Annotated in this window: 18 protein-coding genes; 10 read left to right on the plus strand and 8 right to left on the minus strand. The window is 71.7% G+C overall.

What is annotated here, in order from left to right; translation table 11 throughout:
- The first annotated feature begins 42 nt into the window (after nucleotides 1-42).
- Nucleotides 43-534 (plus strand): inorganic diphosphatase, encoded by a 492-nt coding sequence (locus ACZ7N4_RS27515; protein ID WP_208036714.1) that lies wholly within the window; start codon nucleotides 43-45, stop codon nucleotides 532-534.
- A gap of 115 nt (nucleotides 535-649) precedes the next feature.
- On the plus strand, nucleotides 650-2,302 hold the full coding sequence (locus tag ACZ7N4_RS27520) for a threonine/serine exporter family protein (RefSeq protein ID WP_471362723.1): 1,653 nt from the start codon (nucleotides 650-652) through the stop codon (nucleotides 2,300-2,302).
- Between the two features lie 9 nt (nucleotides 2,303-2,311).
- On the opposite strand, the gene ACZ7N4_RS27525 is transcribed toward ACZ7N4_RS27520, so the two are convergent.
- Together ACZ7N4_RS27525 and ACZ7N4_RS27530 are read right to left on the minus strand one after the other, a co-directional pair.
- Complete coding sequence (locus tag ACZ7N4_RS27525; RefSeq protein ID WP_471362726.1) at nucleotides 2,312-3,325, minus strand: DedA family protein; 1,014 nt, start codon at nucleotides 3,323-3,325, stop codon at nucleotides 2,312-2,314.
- A 156-nt stretch (nucleotides 3,326-3,481) separates the two neighbouring features.
- The gene (locus tag ACZ7N4_RS27530) at nucleotides 3,482-4,246 is read right to left on the minus strand and encodes a MerR family transcriptional regulator (protein WP_471362728.1); all 765 of its coding nucleotides are present in this window, start codon (nucleotides 4,244-4,246) and stop codon (nucleotides 3,482-3,484) included.
- A 112-nt stretch (nucleotides 4,247-4,358) separates the two neighbouring features.
- On the opposite strand from ACZ7N4_RS27530, the gene ACZ7N4_RS27535 reads away from it, so the two are divergent.
- Both ACZ7N4_RS27535 and ACZ7N4_RS27540 read left to right on the plus strand, forming a co-directional pair.
- Nucleotides 4,359-5,642, plus strand: coding sequence for an ion channel protein (locus ACZ7N4_RS27535; RefSeq protein ID WP_471362731.1), 1,284 nt, complete (start codon nucleotides 4,359-4,361; stop codon nucleotides 5,640-5,642).
- Nucleotides 5,643-5,663: 21 nt separating this feature from the next.
- Nucleotides 5,664-7,070, plus strand: a complete 1,407-nt coding sequence (locus tag ACZ7N4_RS27540; protein WP_471362734.1) for a glutamate decarboxylase — start codon at nucleotides 5,664-5,666, stop codon at nucleotides 7,068-7,070.
- Between the two features lie 58 nt (nucleotides 7,071-7,128).
- Here ACZ7N4_RS27540 and ACZ7N4_RS27545 read toward each other — a convergent pair whose 3' ends face one another.
- From ACZ7N4_RS27545 to ACZ7N4_RS27560, 4 genes are all read right to left on the minus strand, one after another.
- The gene (locus ACZ7N4_RS27545) at nucleotides 7,129-7,731 is read right to left on the minus strand and encodes a PadR family transcriptional regulator (RefSeq protein ID WP_471362737.1); all 603 of its coding nucleotides are present in this window, start codon (nucleotides 7,729-7,731) and stop codon (nucleotides 7,129-7,131) included.
- 24 nt (nucleotides 7,732-7,755) lie between these two features.
- The gene (locus ACZ7N4_RS27550) at nucleotides 7,756-8,295 is read right to left on the minus strand and encodes a DinB family protein (protein WP_471362740.1); all 540 of its coding nucleotides are present in this window, start codon (nucleotides 8,293-8,295) and stop codon (nucleotides 7,756-7,758) included.
- A 120-nt stretch (nucleotides 8,296-8,415) separates the two neighbouring features.
- The gene (locus tag ACZ7N4_RS27555) at nucleotides 8,416-9,876 is read right to left on the minus strand and encodes an aldehyde dehydrogenase family protein (RefSeq protein ID WP_471362742.1); all 1,461 of its coding nucleotides are present in this window, start codon (nucleotides 9,874-9,876) and stop codon (nucleotides 8,416-8,418) included.
- Nucleotides 9,877-9,985: 109 nt separating this feature from the next.
- Nucleotides 9,986-10,810 (minus strand): helix-turn-helix domain-containing protein, encoded by an 825-nt coding sequence (locus ACZ7N4_RS27560; protein WP_471362938.1) that lies wholly within the window; start codon nucleotides 10,808-10,810, stop codon nucleotides 9,986-9,988.
- A gap of 364 nt (nucleotides 10,811-11,174) precedes the next feature.
- Between ACZ7N4_RS27560 and ACZ7N4_RS27565 the strand changes: the two genes are divergently transcribed.
- A complete protein-coding gene (locus ACZ7N4_RS27565) occupies nucleotides 11,175-11,651 on the plus strand; it encodes an ATP-binding protein (protein ID WP_471362745.1) in 477 nt (158 codons plus the stop codon).
- Between the two features lie 123 nt (nucleotides 11,652-11,774).
- On the opposite strand, the gene ACZ7N4_RS27570 is transcribed toward ACZ7N4_RS27565, so the two are convergent.
- Nucleotides 11,775-12,044, minus strand: coding sequence for a DUF397 domain-containing protein (locus ACZ7N4_RS27570; protein ID WP_467930794.1), 270 nt, complete (start codon nucleotides 12,042-12,044; stop codon nucleotides 11,775-11,777).
- 292 nt (nucleotides 12,045-12,336) lie between these two features.
- Between ACZ7N4_RS27570 and ACZ7N4_RS27575 the strand changes: the two genes are divergently transcribed.
- The 3 genes from ACZ7N4_RS27575 (at nucleotide 12,337) to ACZ7N4_RS27585 (ending at nucleotide 13,895) form a co-directional block, all read left to right on the plus strand.
- Entirely contained in the window at nucleotides 12,337-12,582 is a 246-nt protein-coding gene (locus ACZ7N4_RS27575; protein WP_471362748.1) for a 30S ribosomal protein S14, read from the plus strand.
- A 69-nt stretch (nucleotides 12,583-12,651) separates the two neighbouring features.
- Entirely contained in the window at nucleotides 12,652-13,179 is a 528-nt protein-coding gene (locus ACZ7N4_RS27580) for a hypothetical protein (protein ID WP_471362751.1), read from the plus strand.
- A gap of 200 nt (nucleotides 13,180-13,379) precedes the next feature.
- Nucleotides 13,380-13,895, plus strand: a complete 516-nt coding sequence (locus ACZ7N4_RS27585; protein WP_471362754.1) for a DUF4232 domain-containing protein — start codon at nucleotides 13,380-13,382, stop codon at nucleotides 13,893-13,895.
- 179 nt (nucleotides 13,896-14,074) lie between these two features.
- On the opposite strand, the gene ACZ7N4_RS27590 is transcribed toward ACZ7N4_RS27585, so the two are convergent.
- The gene (locus ACZ7N4_RS27590) at nucleotides 14,075-15,184 is read right to left on the minus strand and encodes a DUF2786 domain-containing protein (RefSeq protein WP_471362756.1); all 1,110 of its coding nucleotides are present in this window, start codon (nucleotides 15,182-15,184) and stop codon (nucleotides 14,075-14,077) included.
- Between the two features lie 137 nt (nucleotides 15,185-15,321).
- Here ACZ7N4_RS27590 and ACZ7N4_RS27595 point away from each other — a divergent pair, with 137 nt between their 5' ends.
- Both ACZ7N4_RS27595 and ACZ7N4_RS27600 read left to right on the plus strand, forming a co-directional pair.
- Nucleotides 15,322-16,107 carry a Clp protease N-terminal domain-containing protein gene (locus ACZ7N4_RS27595; protein WP_471362758.1) on the plus strand — a complete coding sequence of 262 codons (786 nt, stop codon included), beginning with the start codon at nucleotides 15,322-15,324 and terminating at the stop codon, nucleotides 16,105-16,107.
- Between the two features lie 109 nt (nucleotides 16,108-16,216).
- Nucleotides 16,217-17,914, plus strand: coding sequence for a bifunctional 3'-5' exonuclease/DNA polymerase (locus tag ACZ7N4_RS27600; RefSeq protein WP_471362761.1), 1,698 nt, complete (start codon nucleotides 16,217-16,219; stop codon nucleotides 17,912-17,914).
- The last annotated feature ends 15 nt before the right edge of the window (nucleotides 17,915-17,929 follow it).

A 17,929-nucleotide genomic window follows, 5' to 3' on the forward strand; every position in this document is an offset into this window, starting at 1 on the left:
CTTAACCACCAGAACTATGTGTTGATCATGGAGGAGCCACCGGTGGAGTTCGACGTCACGATCGAGATCCCGAAGGGTTCGCGGAACAAGTACGAGGTGGACCACGAGACCGGTCGGATCCGCCTGGACCGTCGTCTCTTCACCTCGACCGCCTACCCGACCGACTACGGCTTCGTCGAGAACACCCTCGGCGAGGACGGCGACCCGCTGGACGCGCTGGTCATCCTGGACGAGCCGACCTTCCCGGGCTGCCTCATCCGCTGCCGCGCGATCGGCATGTTCCGGATGACCGACGAGGCCGGCGGCGACGACAAGCTGCTGTGTGTCCCGGCGACCGACCCGCGCGTGGAGCACCTGCGCGACATCCACCACGTGTCGGAGTTCGACCGCCTGGAGATCCAGCACTTCTTCGAGGTCTACAAGGACCTGGAGCCCGGCAAGTCCGTCGAGGGCGCCGACTGGGTCGGTCGCACCGAGGCCGAGGCCGAGATCGAGCGGTCCTACAAGCGTTTCAAGGACCAGGGCGGCCACTGACCGGCCGGTTTGCCTTCCGCGGGCCGCGGCACCCTGTGTGGGGTGGCGCGGCCCGTTTGCGTACTCATGCGCATACTGAGGCCTACGGAAGGTGTCGTTCAGGGAGCGGTGCGAGGTGACGGAGGCGGAGGACCGCAAGCCACGGTCCGACGAGGCGCGGTACGACCCGGAGATCACGTCCGAGTTCGCCATCCCCCGGGGTCTCGACGTTCCCCGGGGCGACGAGTCGGAGACCACGTCCGAGTTCGCCGTACCCGAGGGGCTGCAGACGCCGCAGCCGCCGAGTGCCGAGCCGGAGGGGTCGGCGTTCAGCCTGCCGCGCACCTACAGCGCCAAGGAGGCGCCGACCGCGTTCACGCCGGCCACCGGGGTGCCGCTGGTCAGCCTGGTCAAGGACGCGCCGTGGCAGGACCGGATGCGCACGATGCTGCGCATGCCGGTGACCGAGCGGCCGGCGCCCGAGCCGGTGCAGCGCGAGGAGGAGGGCGGCCCGGCCGTCCCGCGCGTGCTGGACCTGACCCTGCGTATCGGGGAGCTGCTGCTGGCGGGCGGCGAGGGGGCGGAGGACGTGGAGGCCGCGATGTTCGCGGTGTGCCGGTCCTACGGCCTGGACCGCTGCGAGCCGAACGTCACCTTCACGCTGCTGTCGATCTCGCACCAGCCGTCCCTGGTGGAGGACCCGGTGACGGCGTCCCGGACGGTACGGCGGCGGGGCACCGACTACACCCGGCTGGCGGCCGTCTTCCGGCTGGTGGACGACCTGACCGACCCGGAGACCCATGTCTCCCTGGAGGAGGCCTACCGGCGCCTCGCGGAGATCCGCCGCAACCGGCACCCGTACCCCGGCTGGGCGCTGAGCCTGGCGAGCGGACTGCTCGCGGGTGCGGCCTCCGTGCTGGTCGGCGGTGGCCTGCTCGTCTTCGTGGCGGCCGCGGTGGGCGCGATGCTCGGCGACCGGCTGGCGTGGCTGTGCGCGGGGCGCGGGCTGCCGGAGTTCTACCAGTTCACGGTGGCCGCGATGCCGCCCGCGGCGATCGGGGTGGCGTTCGCGCTGGCCCACGTCGACGTGAAGGCGTCCGCCGTCGTCACCGGTGGGCTGTTCGCCCTGCTGCCGGGGCGGGCGCTGGTGGCCGGGGTGCAGGACGGGCTGACGGGCTTCTACATCACCGCCTCCGCCCGCCTGCTGGAGGTCATGTACTTCTTCGTCGGCATCGTCACCGGCGTCCTGATCGTCCTGTACTTCGGCGTCAAGGTCGGCGGCAAGCTGAACCCGGACGCGGCGCTCATCATCAACGAGCGGCCGGTGGTGCAGATCGCCGCGTCGATGCTGCTCTCGATGACGTTCGCGGTGCTGCTCCAGCAGGAACGGTCCACCGTGCTCTGGGTGACCCTGAACGGGGGCGTGGCGTGGACGGTGTACGGCGCGATGCACTACGTCGCCGACATCTCGCCGGTGGCGTCCACGGCCGTGGCGGCGGGACTGGTGGGTCTCTTCGGGCAGCTGCTGTCGCGGTACCGGTTCGCGTCGGCGCTGCCCTTCACGACGGCGGCGATCGGACCGCTGCTGCCCGGGTCGGCGACGTACTTCGGGCTGCTGAGCATGGCGCAGAACGAGGTGGACAAGGGTCTGGTGTCGCTGGCGAACGCGGCGTCGCTGGCCATGGCCATCGCGATCGGGGTCAACCTGGGCTCGGAGGTCTTCCGGCTGTTCCTGCGGGTCGGCTCCGCCGGGAAGCGCCGGGCGGCGAAGCGGACGCGCGGGTTCTAGGCGCGGGGGCTACGGGGCGCGGTAGTCGCCCTGGTCGTAGTCGTACGGGTACGGGTCCTGGCCGTACTGCCGGTGGGGCTCCCGCGGGGCCTCCTGCCCGGGCTGCCGCTGGTCGTAGTACCGGCTGTCGTAGCCGCCCTCGTCCCAGTACTGCTGCTGGTGCCCGGGGTGGTGCGGGTACTGCTGCCGCTCCTGCGGGTACTGCTGTCGCCCCTGCGGGTACTGCTGCCCCTGCGGGTACTGCTGCTGGTCGTACTGCGCCGGGTACGGCTGCTCCGGCTCGATGCGCCGCAGGCGGGTCGTGGCGTCGTCCATGACCGGGGGCTGCTGAGGGGCGGGCTGCTGGTGGGCGGGCTGCCGCGGGGGCTCGGGCCGGGTCTGCGGCCTGTTCTGCGCGGCCTTCTTCTCCTTGCCCCGGGCCCGCAGGAACTCGATCGCGATCGGGATCACCGAGACGAGGACGATCAGGATGAGGATCGCCTCGATGTTCTTCTTGACGAAGCCGATGTTGCCGAGCCAGGAGCCGAGCAGGGTGACGCCCGCGCCCCACAGGACGCCACCGATGACGTTGAAGGTCAGGAACGAGCGGTACTTCATGCCGCTGACGCCCGCGATGATCGGCGTGAACGTGCGCACGATCGGCACGAAGCGGGCCAGGACCAGCGACTTGGGGCCGTACTTCTCGAAGAACTCGTGCGCCTTGGTGACGTTCTCCTGCTTGAACAGGCGGGAGTCCGGGCGGTTGAACAGGGACGGGCCGACCTTCTTGCCGAACATGTAGCCCGCCTGGTCGCCGAGGATCGCGGCGAGGCAGATGAGGGCGATCGCGGCCCACAGCGGGAAGTCCAGGTCGCCGGAGGTGATCAGCAGACCACAGGTGAACAGCAGCGAGTCGCCCGGCAGGAAGAAGCCGATGAGCAGGCCGGACTCGGCGAAGACGATGAGCAGCAGACCCCAGATGCTGTAGGTGTCGAGCAGGTAGTTGGGATCCAGCCAGCTCGGGCCGAGGGCGAGTGTCATCACGGGTCCGGGCTCCTGAGGGGTGAAGGCGGCTACGGCGGCTGAACGTCGGGGGGCGCCGTACAAAACTATCAACGTGACGGGGCCGCCCCGGGTTCCAGCGCGGTGCCGGCCGCTGTCCGGGCCCGGGGACGTGCCCCGGGCCCGGACGTCAGGACGTCACGACGTCGCCCGCCGGTCCGCGTTGGCGAGGATCGCGTCGCGCAGGTGTTCGGCGAGGCCGGGGTGCAGCGAGTCGTAGAACGCCTTGAAGCGCTCGTCGGAGACGTACATCTCCCCGAAGCACCGGTGCATCTCGTACGGCACCTCGAAGTACCACCGGCTGATGTGCCGCCGGTGTTCCTCGGCCAGGTCCATGGCCGCCTCGCCGGCCGGCTCCTCGCCGGCGGCGAGCAGGGCGGCGTACCGCGCGCCCCAGTCGTCGACCTCGGCCTGGATGCGCTTCCAGTCCTCCTTGCCGTAGGTCGCCGCGCGGCGCTGCGACTCGGCGTACGCCTCGGTGCCGCCCCAGCGCTGCTCGACCTCCTCCGCGTACTGCTCGGGGTCCTTGTCCCCGAAGACCTCGAACCGCTCCTCCGGCGTCAGGTCGATGCCCATCGTGCGTGCCTCCAAGGCGTGCTCCACGGCCGCGGCCATCTTCTGCAGCTTCTCGATCCGGGCGGTCAGCAGGTGGTGCTGGCGGCGCAGGTGGGTGCGCGGGTCGGCGTCCGGGTCGTCGAGCAGAACCGCGACCTCGTCGAGCGGGAAGCCCAGCTCCCGGTAGAACAGGATCTGCTGGAGCCGGTCGAGGTCGGCGTCGCCGTACCGCCGGTGGCCGGCGTACGTCCGCTCGCTCGGCACGAGCAACCCGATCTCGTCGTAGTGGTGCAGGGTGCGCACCGTGACTCCGGCGAACCCCGCGACCTGTCCCACGGAGTAGCTCACTTTCCGCTCCTTGTCGTCGGTACGCCTCCACGCTGAGGCCTCACGTCACGTGAGGTGCAAGTGGAGTCCGGTTCGGGATGTTGCGCGCGTTTCGTCCGCTTATGGTGAGCCCGTGGCCCAGGAGACGACGCAGGCATCCCCGAGCGCTCCGACCGCCCCGGCGCGGGCTCTGCTGCCGTTCATCCTGCCCGCCGTCGTCGTGGGCGTGGCCGCGAGCCTGGTCTTCGTCGGGGTGAGCACGGCCGCGGAGCGGCTCCAGCGGGTGCTGTGGGGACCGCTGCCGGACGCGCTCGGGGTGGGCCCGTACTCCGTGCTGTGGATGTTCATCATGCTCACCGCCACCGGTGTCGTCGTGGGGCTGGTGGTCTGGAAGGTGCCCGGGCACGCCGGACCCGACCCCGCCACTCTGGGGATGGACGCCCAGGTCCTGCCGCCGACGGTGCTGCCGGGCCTGGTGCTGGCCGCCGGGCTGATGCTGGCCGGCGGCCCGAGCCTCGGCCCGGAGAACCCGGTCATCGCCGTGAACGTGGGCCTCGCGGCCTGGCTCGGCGGGCGCTTCCTGCCCCGGACGCCGGGCACCCTGTGGCCGGTGCTGGCGGAGGCGGCGACGATCGGCGCGCTGTTCGGCACGCCGGTGGCGGCGGCGCTGGTCATCTCCGAGGCGCTGGTGGGACGTCCCGTACGGGGGCGGCTGTGGGACAACCTGTTCGCCCCGCTGACCGCCGGCGCGTGCGGGGCCGTCACGACCACCCTGGTGGCCCGTCCGACCTTCGACCTGGGCCTGCCGCCCATGGGCCACCCGCGCGCGGGGGACGTCCTGGCCGCGCTGGTGATCGCCTCGGCCGCCGCGGTGCTCGGCCTGTGCGCGGTGTACGCCTTCCCCCACGTCCACGCGGCCTTCCGGCGGCTGCGGCACCCGATGCTGATGCTTCCGGCCGGAGGGCTGGTCCTGGCGGGCCTGGCGGCCCTGGGCGGTCGTCTGACGCTGTTCAAGGGACTGTCCGAGGTCGGGGAGCTGGCCCGTGACCCGCAGGGCTGGTCGGCGGGGCAGTTCGTGACGATGGCGGTGGTGAAGCTGGCCGCGCTGCTCGTCGCCGCGTCCTGCGGCTTCCGGGGCGGCCGGATCTTCCCCGCCGTCTTCATCGGCACCGCCCTCGGTCTCGCCGCCCACGCGCTCGTTCCGGCCGTGCACCCCTCGGTGGGCGTCGCCACGGCCGTCCTCGGCATGCTCCTGGCGGTCACCCGGCAGGGCTGGGTGAGCCTGTTCACCGCCGCCGTGCTGGTCGCCTCCCCGGCGGTCATCGCCCTGTTGTGCATCGCCTCGCTGCCCGCCTGGCTGCTGGTGACGGGCCGCCCGCAGATGCAACTGCGCGCGGACGGCACCCCGGTCCGCTGATCCCTCCGAAAGGCACATCCCATGGCCCTGCACCAAGGTCCCGAGCGGGACGAGGCGCGGACGGCGTCGGTCAACCCGTTCTTCGGGGCGGCCGACCCCGTCGGCGGCATGACCGAGGCCCCGCCCACCCACCGGCTCCCGGACGCCCCGCTGCCCCCGGCCACGGCGTACCAGCTGGTCCACGACGAACTGATGCTGGACGGCAACTCCCGGCTGAACCTGGCCACCTTCGTCACCACCTGGATGGAGCCGCAGGCCGGGGTGCTGATGGGCGAGTGCCGGGACAAGAACATGATCGACAAGGACGAGTACCCGCGCACGGCCGAGCTGGAGCGGCGCTGCGTGGCGATGCTCGCCGACCTGTGGAACGCGCCGGACCCGTCGGCCGTGGTGGGCTGTTCCACCACCGGGTCGAGCGAGGCGTGCATGCTCGCCGGAATGGCTCTGAAGCGACGCTGGGCGAAGCGGAACGCCGACCGGTACCCGGGGGCGCGGCCCAATCTGGTGATGGGGATCAACGTCCAGGTCTGCTGGGAGAAGTTCTGCGCCTTCTGGGAGGTGGAGGCCCGGCTGGTCCCCATGGAGGGCGAGCGGTTCCACATCGACCCGCAGGCCGCCGTGGACCTGTGCGACGAGAACACCATCGGGGTCGTCGGCATCCTCGGCTCGACGTACGACGGTTCCTACGAGCCGGTCGCCGAGCTGTGCGCGGCCCTGGACGCCCTCCAGGAGCGCACCGGCCTCGACATCCCGGTGCACGTGGACGGCGCGTCCGGCGGGATGGTGGCGCCCTTCCTGGACGAGGACCTGGTATGGGACTTCCGGCTGCCGCGGGTGGCGTCGATCAACACCTCCGGCCACAAGTACGGGCTGGTCTACCCGGGCGTCGGCTGGGCTCTGTGGCGGGACCGGGAGGCGCTGCCGGAGGAGCTGGTCTTCCGGGTGAACTACCTGGGCGGCGAGATGCCGACGTTCGCGCTGAACTTCTCCCGGCCCGGCGCCCAGGTGGTGGCGCAGTACTACACGTTCCTGCGGCTCGGCCGCGAGGGCTACCGGGCGGTGCAGCGGTCGACCCGGGACGTGGCGACCTCGCTCGCCTCCCGGATCGAGGCGCTCGGCGACTTCCGGCTGCTCACCCGCGGCGACCAGCTCCCGGTGTTCGCCCTGACCACGGCCGACGACGTCACGTCGTACGACGTCTTCGACGTCTCCCGGCGGCTGCGCGAGGGCGGCTGGCTGGTGCCCGCCTACACCTTCCCGGCGCACCGCGAGGACCTGTCCGCGCTGCGGATCGTGTGCCGCAACGGCTTCTCCCACGACCTGGCCGACCTGTTCGTGGACGACCTGACCCGCCTGCTGCCGGAGCTGCGCCGGCAGCCGCGGCCGCTGACCCGGGACAAGGGCGCGGCGACCGGGTTCCACCACTAGGGGTTGCGCCGGCCCGGGTTTCGCCCGGTCCGGATCCGCCCTGATCCGGACGGGACCCCTAGGGCGCCGCGTCCTCGGCGAGCAGGCCGGCGAACGGATCGCCCTCGCCGGCGAAGGTGTAGGCGCCGTTCTCGATGCGTTCGACGAGCCCGCGGGTCCACTCGGCCTCGGAGTCGGCCGTGTGGACCCACATGTTCATGATCTCGCCGATGTGGCCCAGCCGTTCCGGGCCTTCCTCGGGGATGTAGTGCTCGGTGACCGAGGACCGCCACGCGGCGATCCGCCGGGTGCGCTCCTTCAGCAGGGTCACCGCCTCGGCCCTCGGCAGGTCCACCATGAAGCCGATGGCGGCCGTCTTCACGTCGCTCCGCTGGTCGTAGGTGACCAGCGCGTCCCGCAGCAGGGCGAAGTACTCGGCGGTGCCCTCACCGGTGAGTTCGTACTCGGTGCGCGGCGGCCCGCCCGCCGTGGACGGCGCGATCTCGTGCGCGTGCAGCAGTCCCTGCCTCGCCATCTGCTTCAGGGCGTGGTAGATCGAGCCCGGCTTGGCGTGGGACCACTCGTGCGCGCCCCAGTACTCCAGGTCGCCCCGGACCTGGTAACCGTGGGCCCGCCCGTGCAGGCGTACCGCGCCCAGCACGAGGAGACGGATCGCTGACATGCCGTCCAGGTTAGGGCCGTACGGCTAGCGGCCCTGCTCCAGTGCCACCAGCTCGAACGCGGTCCTGCCGTCCAGGGACTCGCGGACGATGTCGGCGTGGCCGGCGTGCCGGGCGAACTCGCGGATCAGGTGCAGGCACAGCCAGCGCAGCGAGACGCGGCCCTCCGGCGGGAACCACGGGTCGGGCGGCAGCGGGAAGGTGTCGTCCAGACTGGGCGCGGAGCGGATGAACTTCTCCGTCTCGGCGGCCACCTGCTCCCAGTACGCCAGCTGCGAGGCGACCGTCTCGTCCCCGGCCAGCTGGAAGGTCTCGTGCCAGTTCGACTCGTCGCGGACCACCGCCGGCGGCTCCTGCTTCGCCCGGGCCAGCCAGCTCTGCTCGACCTCGGCGACGTGCTTGAGCAGGCCGCCCAGGGACAGCTCGCCGGCGCTGGGGCGGGTACGGGCCTGCTCCTCGGTCAGTCCGAGCAGGGCCCGGCGGATCCCGCCGCGCTGTTCCTCGACGAACGCCAGCAGCGCCCCGCGCTCGTCGCCCGTCGCCTCCGCCGGAACGTGCGTGACCATGTCGTGCCGCCTTTCGTGGGACCGGGTCGCCGGGGGCCGTTTCCCCGACACGGAAGACGCTACGGGCCATTGAGGACAGAAGCTGTCCTCAATGGCCCCGGGAAACGGGAGAAGGTACGGCTAGAACGGGAATCCGCTGCGGCCGTGCTGCACCGAGATCCACTTGACGGTGGTGAACGCCTCCAGCGTCGTCTCGCCGTTGAGGCGGCCGAGGCCGGAGTGCTTCTCGCCGCCGAAGGGCACGATCGGCTCGTCGTGGACGGTGCCGTCGTTCACGTGGAACATGCCGGTGTCGATCCGCTTGGCGAAGGCCACGCCCCGCTCGACGTTCCCCGTGTGCACGGCGCCGCTGAGGCCGTACGGGGTGTCGTTGACGATCCGGACCGCCTCCTCCTCACCGTCGAACGGGACGAGGAAGACGACCGGGCCGAAGACCTCCTGCCGGAGCAGCGCGGAGTCCGCGGGGACGCCGGTGAGCACGGTCGGCGCGACCAGGTTGTTGGTCGTGGTGCCGCGCACCAGGGCCGTGGCGCCCTCGGCGAGGGCCTGCTCGACGGTGCCGGAGATCGCGTTCGCCTGCGCGGAGTTGATCACCGGGCCGATCACGGTCTCCGGGTCACGCGGGTCGCCCACCTTGAGGGTCTTCACCTTGGCGACGAACCTCTCGGTGAACTCGTCGGCGACGGCAGTGTCCACGAGGACCCGGTTGGCGGCCATGCAGACCTGGCCCTGGTGCACGAACCGGCTGAAGACGGCCGCGTCCACCGCGTAGTCGAGGTCGGCGTCGTCCAGCACCACCAGCGCGCTGTTGCCGCCCAGTTCGAGGACCGCGCGCTTGAAGTGCCCGGCGCAGACGGTGGCGACGTGCCGGCCGACCTTGTCCGAGCCGGTGAAGGAGATGACCTTCGGGACCGGGTGCTCGATGAAGGCGTCACCGATCTCGGCGATGTCGGTGACGACGACGTTGAGCAGGCCGCCGGGCAGCCCGGCCTCCTCGAAGATCTTCGCGAGCAGGGTGCCGCCGGCGATCGGGGTGTTCTGGTGCGGCTTGAGCACCACGGCGTTGCCGAGCGCCAGGGCCGGTGCGACCGACTTCAGGGAGAGCAGGAAGGGGAAGTTGAAGGGGCTGATCACGCCCACCACGCCGACCGGCACCCGGTAGACGCGGTTCTCCTTGCCCTCGGTCGGGGACGGCAGGATCCTGCCCTCGGCGCGCAGGGCGAGGTGGATCGACTCGCGCAGGAACTCCTTGGCGAGGTGCAGCTCGAAACCGGCCTTCACACGGGTGCCGCCCAGCTCCGCGATGATCAGGTCGGCTATCTCCTGCTCGCGGTCCTCGATCAGCCGGAGCGCCCGCTCGAAGACCGCGCGCCGGGCGTAGGGGTTGGTCTCGGCCCACTTCCTCTGGGCGCGGGCGGCGGCCCGGTAGGCCTGGTCCACCTCGTCGACCGTGGCCACCGTGATGGAGGCCAGCTTCTCGTCGTCGTAGGGGTTGAAGTCGATGACGTCCCACGAGCCGGTGCCCGGGCGCCACTCGCCGTCGATGTACTGCTGGGCCAGGTCGGTGAAGTAGGACGACATGTGATCCCTCAATCGCTAGCGGACACCAGATCCGTGCATGCCTGAGCGAACGTCATCCTACTTGCTGGTAAGGGGAGTTGGGGCGGGTTGGCGGGGGAGCCGGAACGGGTCAGGACAGTTGCAGCAGCCCGCGCAGCAGGTCCCGGCTCTCGTCGGGCCCGGGGCTGTCCTGCTGCAGCTCCTTCAGGGACTGTTCGTACTGGGCGACGTCCTCGCGTTTGTCCAGGTAGAGGGCGCTGGTCAGCTGCTCCAGGTAGACCACGTCGGACAGGTCGGACTCGGGGAAGCTGAGGATGGTGAAGGCGCCGCTCTCGCCGGAGTGCCCGCCGAAGCTGAACGGCATGACCTGGAGACGCACGTTGGGCCGCTCGGAGATGTCGATCAGGTGCTGGAGCTGGCCCCGCATCACCTTGCGGTCGCCGTAGGGGCGGCGCAGGGCGGCCTCGTCCAGGACGATGTGGAACTCGGGGGCGTTGTCGGCGAGCAGGTACTTCTGCCGCTCCAGGCGCAGGGCGACCCGGCGTTCGACGTCGGCGGTGCTCGCGCCCTTCATGCCGCGCCGGACCACCGCGCGGGCGTACTCCTCGGTCTGGAGCAGGCCGTGCACGAACTGCACCTCGTAGGCGCGGATCAGCGCGGCGGCGCCCTCCAGGCCGACGTAGGTGGGGAACCAGCTGGGCAGGACGTCGGTGTAACTGTGCCACCAGCCCGCCACGTTGGCCTCCCGGGCGAGGGAGAGCAGCGACTCGCGCTCCGCCTCGTCGGTGATGCCGTAGAGGGTGAGCAGGTCCTCCACGTCTCTGGTCTTGAAGCTCACCCGGCCCAGCTCCATCCGGCTGATCTTCGACTCGGAGGCGCGGATCGAGTATCCCGCCTTCTCGCGCGTGATCCCCCGCGCTTCACGCAGTCGCCTGAGTTGCGAGCCGAGCAGCATCCGCCGCACCACCGATCCGGGCTCTCCCGCGCTCACGTTCGCCAGCCTCCCCAACCGTCTCCAGGGGCCGAAGTCTGCCACTAAAACACTCCGAGCAGTACTCGCACGGTTACGGAAACGGAAAGACCCCGGCCGTTTCTGCCGGATCCCGACCGGCCAGAGGTCCGGACCTCTGGCGGAATCCGGGGAAGATGGCAGAAAAAATGGCCAAGAAGCGGTACGGGCAGTGCCATTTCGGTCGCGTGCACGTGCATCTGCCCTTGCATCTGCTCTGCGCATCCGAAACCATGGTGCCGCGCCACCGCTGCATCGCAACGACCGCGAATTCCCGGGAGTGCCTCGCATGGGGACGAATGGATCGACCATGCTCAAGCCGTTACGGCAGGGCCTTCCGCCGCTGGATCCCGCGGCCGTGTCCGATGCCGCCTCCTGCGCCCTGCCGGCCCGCTTCGAGGCGGTGCGCGAGGCCCGGCGCTTCACCCGGAACACCCTCGACCAGTGGGACGTCGGCGACCGCTTCGACGACATCTGCCTCGTCGTCTCCGAACTCGTCACCAACGCCCTGCGGCACGCGGTGCCCTCCGCTCCCTGCCGCACCGAGGCGCACCAGTCGTGCGTACGGCTGCACCTGATGCGCTGGAGCGAGCGGCTGGTGTGCGCGGTGCGCGATCCGAGCCACGAGACCCCGGTCCCGCGCGACTCGGACGACTTCTCCGCCGAGTCGGGCCGCGGGCTGTTCCTGGTGGACTCCTTCGCGGACAGCTGGGGCTGGCACCCGCTCGCGGGCGCGCTCGACGGCAAGGTGGTCTGGGCGCTGTTCCGGCTGAAGGCGGCCGGCTGATCCGGTACGGCATCGGTGGACGCGCTGTGTCTACGCGCGTCCACTCTTCACGTGCACATATCTGTGCGGGCATCGGGGCCGCGACATCGTTGCCATCGACGTCGCGGGGACGAGATGCCCGCGTCAACTCGCTATCAGATGGTCGAACTCGCCGTCCTTGATGCCGAGCAGCATCGCCTCGATCTCCGCGCGCGTGTAGACGAGCGCCGGCCCGTCGGGGAAGCGCGAGTTGCGTACGGCGACGTCGCCGCCCGGCAGCCGCGCGAACTCCACGCAGGAGCCCTGTGAGTTGCTGTGCCTGCTTTTCTGCCAGGCCACTCCGTTCAGCTGCGTGGCAGCCATGCCGTTGTACACGTCGTACCCCCCGTACACGCCGTCGACGTCGCGGTCCACAGGTCGCTCCCCGGTGGTGCACTGGCTGGTGAGGCCATAGATGCTGTGGTCAACTGACCCGGATCATAGCTCTGTTCACGTGCGGCTGCATGAGCAGATGCACGTGCACGAGGAGTGGTGCCGCGGTTACAGTCTTGACGTCCGCTTTACCGAACCGTTCCCGCGCCTGCCCCGGAGCAGGCAGGACATGTCCGCTCCGGCCCCCGCGCATGGTCTCGCGCACCGCCGTCCGGGCCGGCTCGTCCGGATCGAATCCCTCGTGCACTAGGAAGAGACGCGTACCGCGCCCCTCGTGTTCCAGGAACCGGACATCCGTCGGCCGGCGAACACCTCGGTCGCGGCGGGCACGCACCGGGCTCGATGGGTACACGCGCGTCCGCAGGACGCGAGCGCCACCCGCGTACGCCACCTCGGCCAGCTCGACGGCAACCCGCGCGCTGGTCCGCGCACCCACGTGCTGTCGCGGGTGTCCCGGGTGCGGCTGCGCGGAGAGGCCCACCGGGGGCGACCGCCCGGAGTCCGGAAGGCCTTCTGGTAACTGCTGGTAGCTTGCGCTGCGGGCCGGTCGACGAGGCCGCCGGCCGCCGGCGCGGAGGGAGCTTTTCCGGTGACAGGTGCGAGTGCTGCGAGGGCGAGGGTGCGGGGCGCGGCCCTGGCCGCGGGACTGGCGGGGGTGCTGGCGCTGACGGCGTGCAGCGGTGGTTCCTCGGACGACGGGTCCGGGGGCACCGGGTCCGGGGGCGAGGGCGGTACGTCGGCCTCGTCCGGCGGGTCCGGCCCGTCGTCGGGTACGGCCTCGCCCGGGGTCACCGGCGCTTCCGCCGACCTCCAGGGCAGCTGGATCACCACCGGCGGCGGCAAGATCGTGGCCCTGGTGGTCAACGGGAAGCAGGCCGGGGTCTTCGCCACCGGCGGGGCCGTGTGCAGCGGGACCGCGGGCGCCGAGAACGGCATGCGGATGATCCACCTGACCTGCCCCGACGGCAGCAAGGAGCGGACCACCGGCATGGTCGACTCGGTGGACGGTACGACGCTGAAGGTGACCTGGTCGGGCAAGACCGGCCAGGAGACGTACACCAAGGCAGAGGGAGGCAAGCTCCCTTCGGGACTGCCGACGGCGCCCGTCAAGCAGTGAGGCCCCCTCGGCGGTGAAGGCGCCCCTGAAGCAGTGAAGGCCGTCTGACGCGGTGTTGGCGCCCCTGAAGCGGTGAAGGCGCTCCCTGACGCGGTGCCGGCGCCCCTGAAGCGGTGAATCGGGCCGGGCCGCGTGCCCGCGCCCCGGGTGCAGGGGCCATGATGCGAGGAGACCGTCACTACCTCGATGGGAACCTGCTCATGCGCGCCATTCCGCTCACCGTCACCGCCCTCACCGCCGCCCTGCTGCTGACCGCCTGCGACGGCGGCGGCGGTGACAAGAACGGCAAGAGCGGTTCCGCCTGCGAGATCGGCGGTGTCTCCGTGCAGATCGGCTCGGCGAGCGTGGCCCCGGCGGCCGGGGACACCGGCGAGGTCCCCGTCAGCATCACCAACCAGAGCACCTCCTGCACCCTGGACCACTTCCCGCAGGTCGTACTGGGCGACGGTGCGGGCAAGGCCGCGGTGCCCGCGCTCAAGGGCGCGAAGGCCCAGAAGCTGAAGCTGGCCAAGGGCGACTCCGCGTCCTTCTCCATCAGCTACGTGCGCGGCGCGGACGGCGCCAAGACCTCCCTGGCCGCGAAGACCGTGAAGATCACCTTGCCCGGCACGGACGCCGCCCGCACCTTCCCGTGGAAGTACGGCCCGGTCGCCGGCAAGTCCGACGGCAGCGGTCCGGACGCCTCCGTGAGCGCGTTCCAGCAGGTCGGCGACTGAGCCGCGGGCTGGTTCGGCGGACCTCTCGCGGCTTCGGCTCGGGGGGGCGAGGACTCACCGCGGCTCCGGAGGCCGGGGGCCGGGGGCGGAGCCGGCTCCTGGGGCCCGGAGCACGGGGCCGGTGGGCTCGCCCCGGGTATGAACCCGCACGGATGAACCCACACACCGGGCACGCACGTTCACTCCAGCCGTCGGCGGGCCCTGACCTGGGCTCGGTCCGCCGCACGGGCGCCCTCGGTCCAGCCTGCCGCGTCGCTCACCCCGCGGAGCCGGGTCGTGGTGGTCTCCGGGAACATGCGCTCCAGACGGCCGGTGACGGCTGTCTCGCGCGTGGCCAGCACCGGCAGCAGGTCCTGGGTCACCTGGGTCTCGGCGGCGGCCGCGAGCCGATCTCCCACCCGGTGTGCGTAGGCCGCGAGGAACGACTGCCGGAAGGTCTTGGTCCGCTTGCGGCCGCCGGCCCGCTGGGCCGCCTCCGCCTTGGTCATCGCGTGCGTGGCCTGCACCAGCAGCGAGGTGTAGAGCAGTTCCACCGCCTCCAGGTCCGCCTCGAAGCCGACGACCGTGGAGAAGCCGAACGGTTCGTTCCACACCGCGCGGCAGTGGTTCGCCGTGGCCACCGCGTCCAGCAGGACCGCCTTGGCCTGTTCGTACGGTGGCTCCACGCCTATGCGGCAGGCGCCGGGAGCGTCCGGCGCGGGTGCCCCTGCGGCGAGCAGCGCCTCGTCGACGCTGTGCCGGGCCATCAGCTCCTGCGCCTTGGCGGTGAGCGCTTCCGCCTCCTCCGGGTAGCCGGTCGCCTCGGCCTTGGCGAGCAGCGCGCGGATGCGGGTGAGCGTGCGGGAGGCGGACGGGCCGGGGGCTCGGCGTGGCTCCTCCTCCAGAGGCTCCAGGGCGGGCAGCCGCAGCAGCAGGCGGTACAGCTCCAGGACGGCCGTGGCGTGCGAGAAGCGGTCGGCGGTGCGGCCCGGGCCGTCCGGCAGCGCCGCCAGCTGGCCGGTCCAGCGATGCCCGCGCGGACGGTCCCGTCCGGCCTGTGCGCGGATCAGCTCGGCGGCCAGGCCGACGTGCGCCTCGTCCAGTTCCCGCCGCACCAGCCGTACGACGTCGGCGGGCTGCCAGCCGCGCTGCCACGCCGTCGCCACGAAGTCCTCGCCGCGCCGCGCGAGTTCGGCGTCGGCGGCCGGGTCGGCGGCGAGCAGGGAGGCGCCCGTGTCGAGGCCGGTGTCGGTGTCGTCGTAGAGGGCGGCCCGGAAGGCCTGTTCGACGGTGCTGGCGGTACTGGTCACGCCGTCGATCGTGCCACGGACGACCGACACCGGGAGTTCATCGTCCACAGCCTGTGGACAGCCACCTCCCCGGACGGAGGGAAGGGATGTCAACCATCGGTTGACACCCCCTCGGCGCGCAACCTACGGTTGACAGTATGGCGACCAAACCGAACACCACGGCATCCGTGCGCCTCGACGACCTCATCGAGGCGATCAAGAAGGTTCACGACGAACCCCTCGACCAGCTCCAGGACGCGGTCATCGCCGCCGATCACCTCGGTGACGTGGCCGACCACCTGATCGGGCACTTCGTCGACCAGGCCCGCCGCTCGGGCGCGTCCTGGACCGACATCGGGCGGAGCATGGGCGTGACCCGGCAGGCGGCACAGAAGCGGTTCGTGCCCAAGGAGTCCGCCGACCTCGACCTCAGCCAGGGCTTCAGCCGCTACACCCCGCGTGCGCGGAACGTGGTCATGGCCGCGCACAACGAGGCGGTGGCCGCCCGCAACGCCGAGGGCCGCCCCGAGCACCTGGTCCTCGGGCTGCTGGCCGAGCCGGAAGGCCTGGCCGTGAAGGCGATCACCACGCAGGGCGTCCCGCTGGACGCCGTACGCCAGGCCGCCACCGCCGCGCTCCCGCCCGCCGCGGACGACGTCCCCGACCTCGTCCCCTACGGCCCCGGGGCCAAGAAGGTCCTGGAACTCACCTTCCGGGAGGCCCTGCGACTCGGCCACAACTACATCGGCACCGAGCACCTCCTGCTCGCCCTGCTGGAGCACGAGAACGGCCAGGGGGTCCTCAGCGGCCTCGGCATCACCAAGACGGGCACCGAGGAGTACGTCGGCAAGGTGCTGTCGCTGCTGCTGGAGCAGAAGCGGGAGGACGAGCAGGACGAGCAGGACGAGCAGGACGGCGAGGCCGAGGAGGATCAGGAGGACTAGGAGGCCCCGTGGACCCGTGGACCCGTGGACCCGTGGCCCAGGCATGTCTGACGAGGCCTGAATCCGCAGGTCACGGCGATTGTCAGAGCCCCCTGCCACACTCGCACTCATGACCGACCGGTGGGCACTCGCACCGGCCGAGGACGGAGGCGTGGACGTCGCCCCCCTCGGCCCGGACGGGCTGCCCGCCGGGCCGGTGCGGCGGGAGAGCGATCCCGCCGAGGCGGTGCGGAGCCGCCCGGAGGTGACGCGCTGGGTGTGGCGGTCGACCCCCGAGGTCTATCCGCGACTGCTCGCCACGGGGGTGCGAGTGGAGCGGTGCTACGACATCGAGGACGCCGAAACACTCCTGCTGGGCCACGAGGGACGGCACGGCGAGCCACGCTCGGCCGCCGCCGCCCTGGCCCGCCTCCGCGGCGGCCCCGTACCGCCCGACCCGCCGCAGCGCGCGGCCGAACCCGGCGCGCAGTCCCCGCTGTTCGAACCCGCAGGCACCCGGCTGCCCCTGCCGGACCTGCTCGCGGTCTACGCCGAGCAGATGAAGCGGCACGAGAAGGCCGCCCGCCCCGACCGGATGCGGCTGCTCACGGCCGCCGAGTCGGCGGGGATGCTGGTGGCCGCCGAGATGAACCACGCGGGTCTGCCGTGGAGCGCCGAGGTCCACCGGGAGCTGCTGCTCGGTCTGCTCGGCGAGCGGTACGCCGGCGGGGGCGAGCCGCGCCGCCTCGCCGAGCTGGCCGACGAGGTGTCCAAGGCCTTCGGCCGCCGGGTGCGGCCCGATCTGCCCGCCGATGTGATCAAGGCCTTCGCACAGGCCGGCATCAAGGTGAAGTCCACCCGCCGCTGGGATATCCGGTCCGTCGACCACCCGGCCGTCGAGCCGCTGCTGGAGTACAAGAAGCTGTACCGCATCTGGGTGGCGCACGGCTGGTCCTGGTTGCAGGACTGGGTGCGCGACGGCCGGTTCCGTCCCGAGTTCCTCGCCGGCGGCACGGTCACCGGGCGCTGGGTGACCAACGGCGGGGGCGCCCTGCAGATCCCCAAGGTGATCCGCCGGGCCGTGGTGGCCGACCCCGGCTGGCGGCTGGTGGTGGCCGACGCCGACCAGATGGAGCCGCGGGTGCTCGCCGCGATCTCCCGCGACCCCGGCCTGATGGAGGTGGCCGGCCGCGACAGCGACCTCTACCAGTCCGTCTCCGACCACGCCTTCTCCGGCGACCGGAACCAGGCCAAGATCGCCGTCCTCGGCGCGGTCTACGGCCAGACCTCCGGCGACGGCCTGAAGAACCTCGCCGCGCTCCGCCGCCGCTTCCCCCGGGCCGTCGCCTACGTCGACGAGGCGGCCCGCGCGGGCGAGGAGGGCCGGCTGGTGCGCACCTGGCTGGGGCGCACCTGTCCGCCCGCCGCCGGGGCGGGCGAGGACGCCGCGGAGGAGGCGGGGATCCCGGTCGACACGGCCGGTGAGGAGGGACCGGAGGGCCAGACCGCCTGGGTCCCGGCGTACGCCTCCACGAACGCCCGCGCGCGTGGCCGCTTCGCACGCAACTTCGTGGTGCAGGGCAGCGCCGCCGACTGGGCCCTGCTGCTGCTCGCCGCGCTGCGCCGGTCGCTGTGGGACATGGCGGCCGAGCTGGTCTTCTTCCAGCACGACGAGGTGATCGTGCACTGCCCCGCCGAGGAGGCCGACGCCGTCGTCCGGGCCATCCGTGACGCAGCCGCCCTCGCCGGCCGCCTGACCTTCGGCGACACACCGGTGCGGTTCCCGTTCACGACGGCGGTGGTGGAGTGTTATGCCGACGCCAAGTGAGCTGCTCCGCAAGGC

Source organism: Streptomyces sp. NPDC107654, from assembly GCF_055639035.1.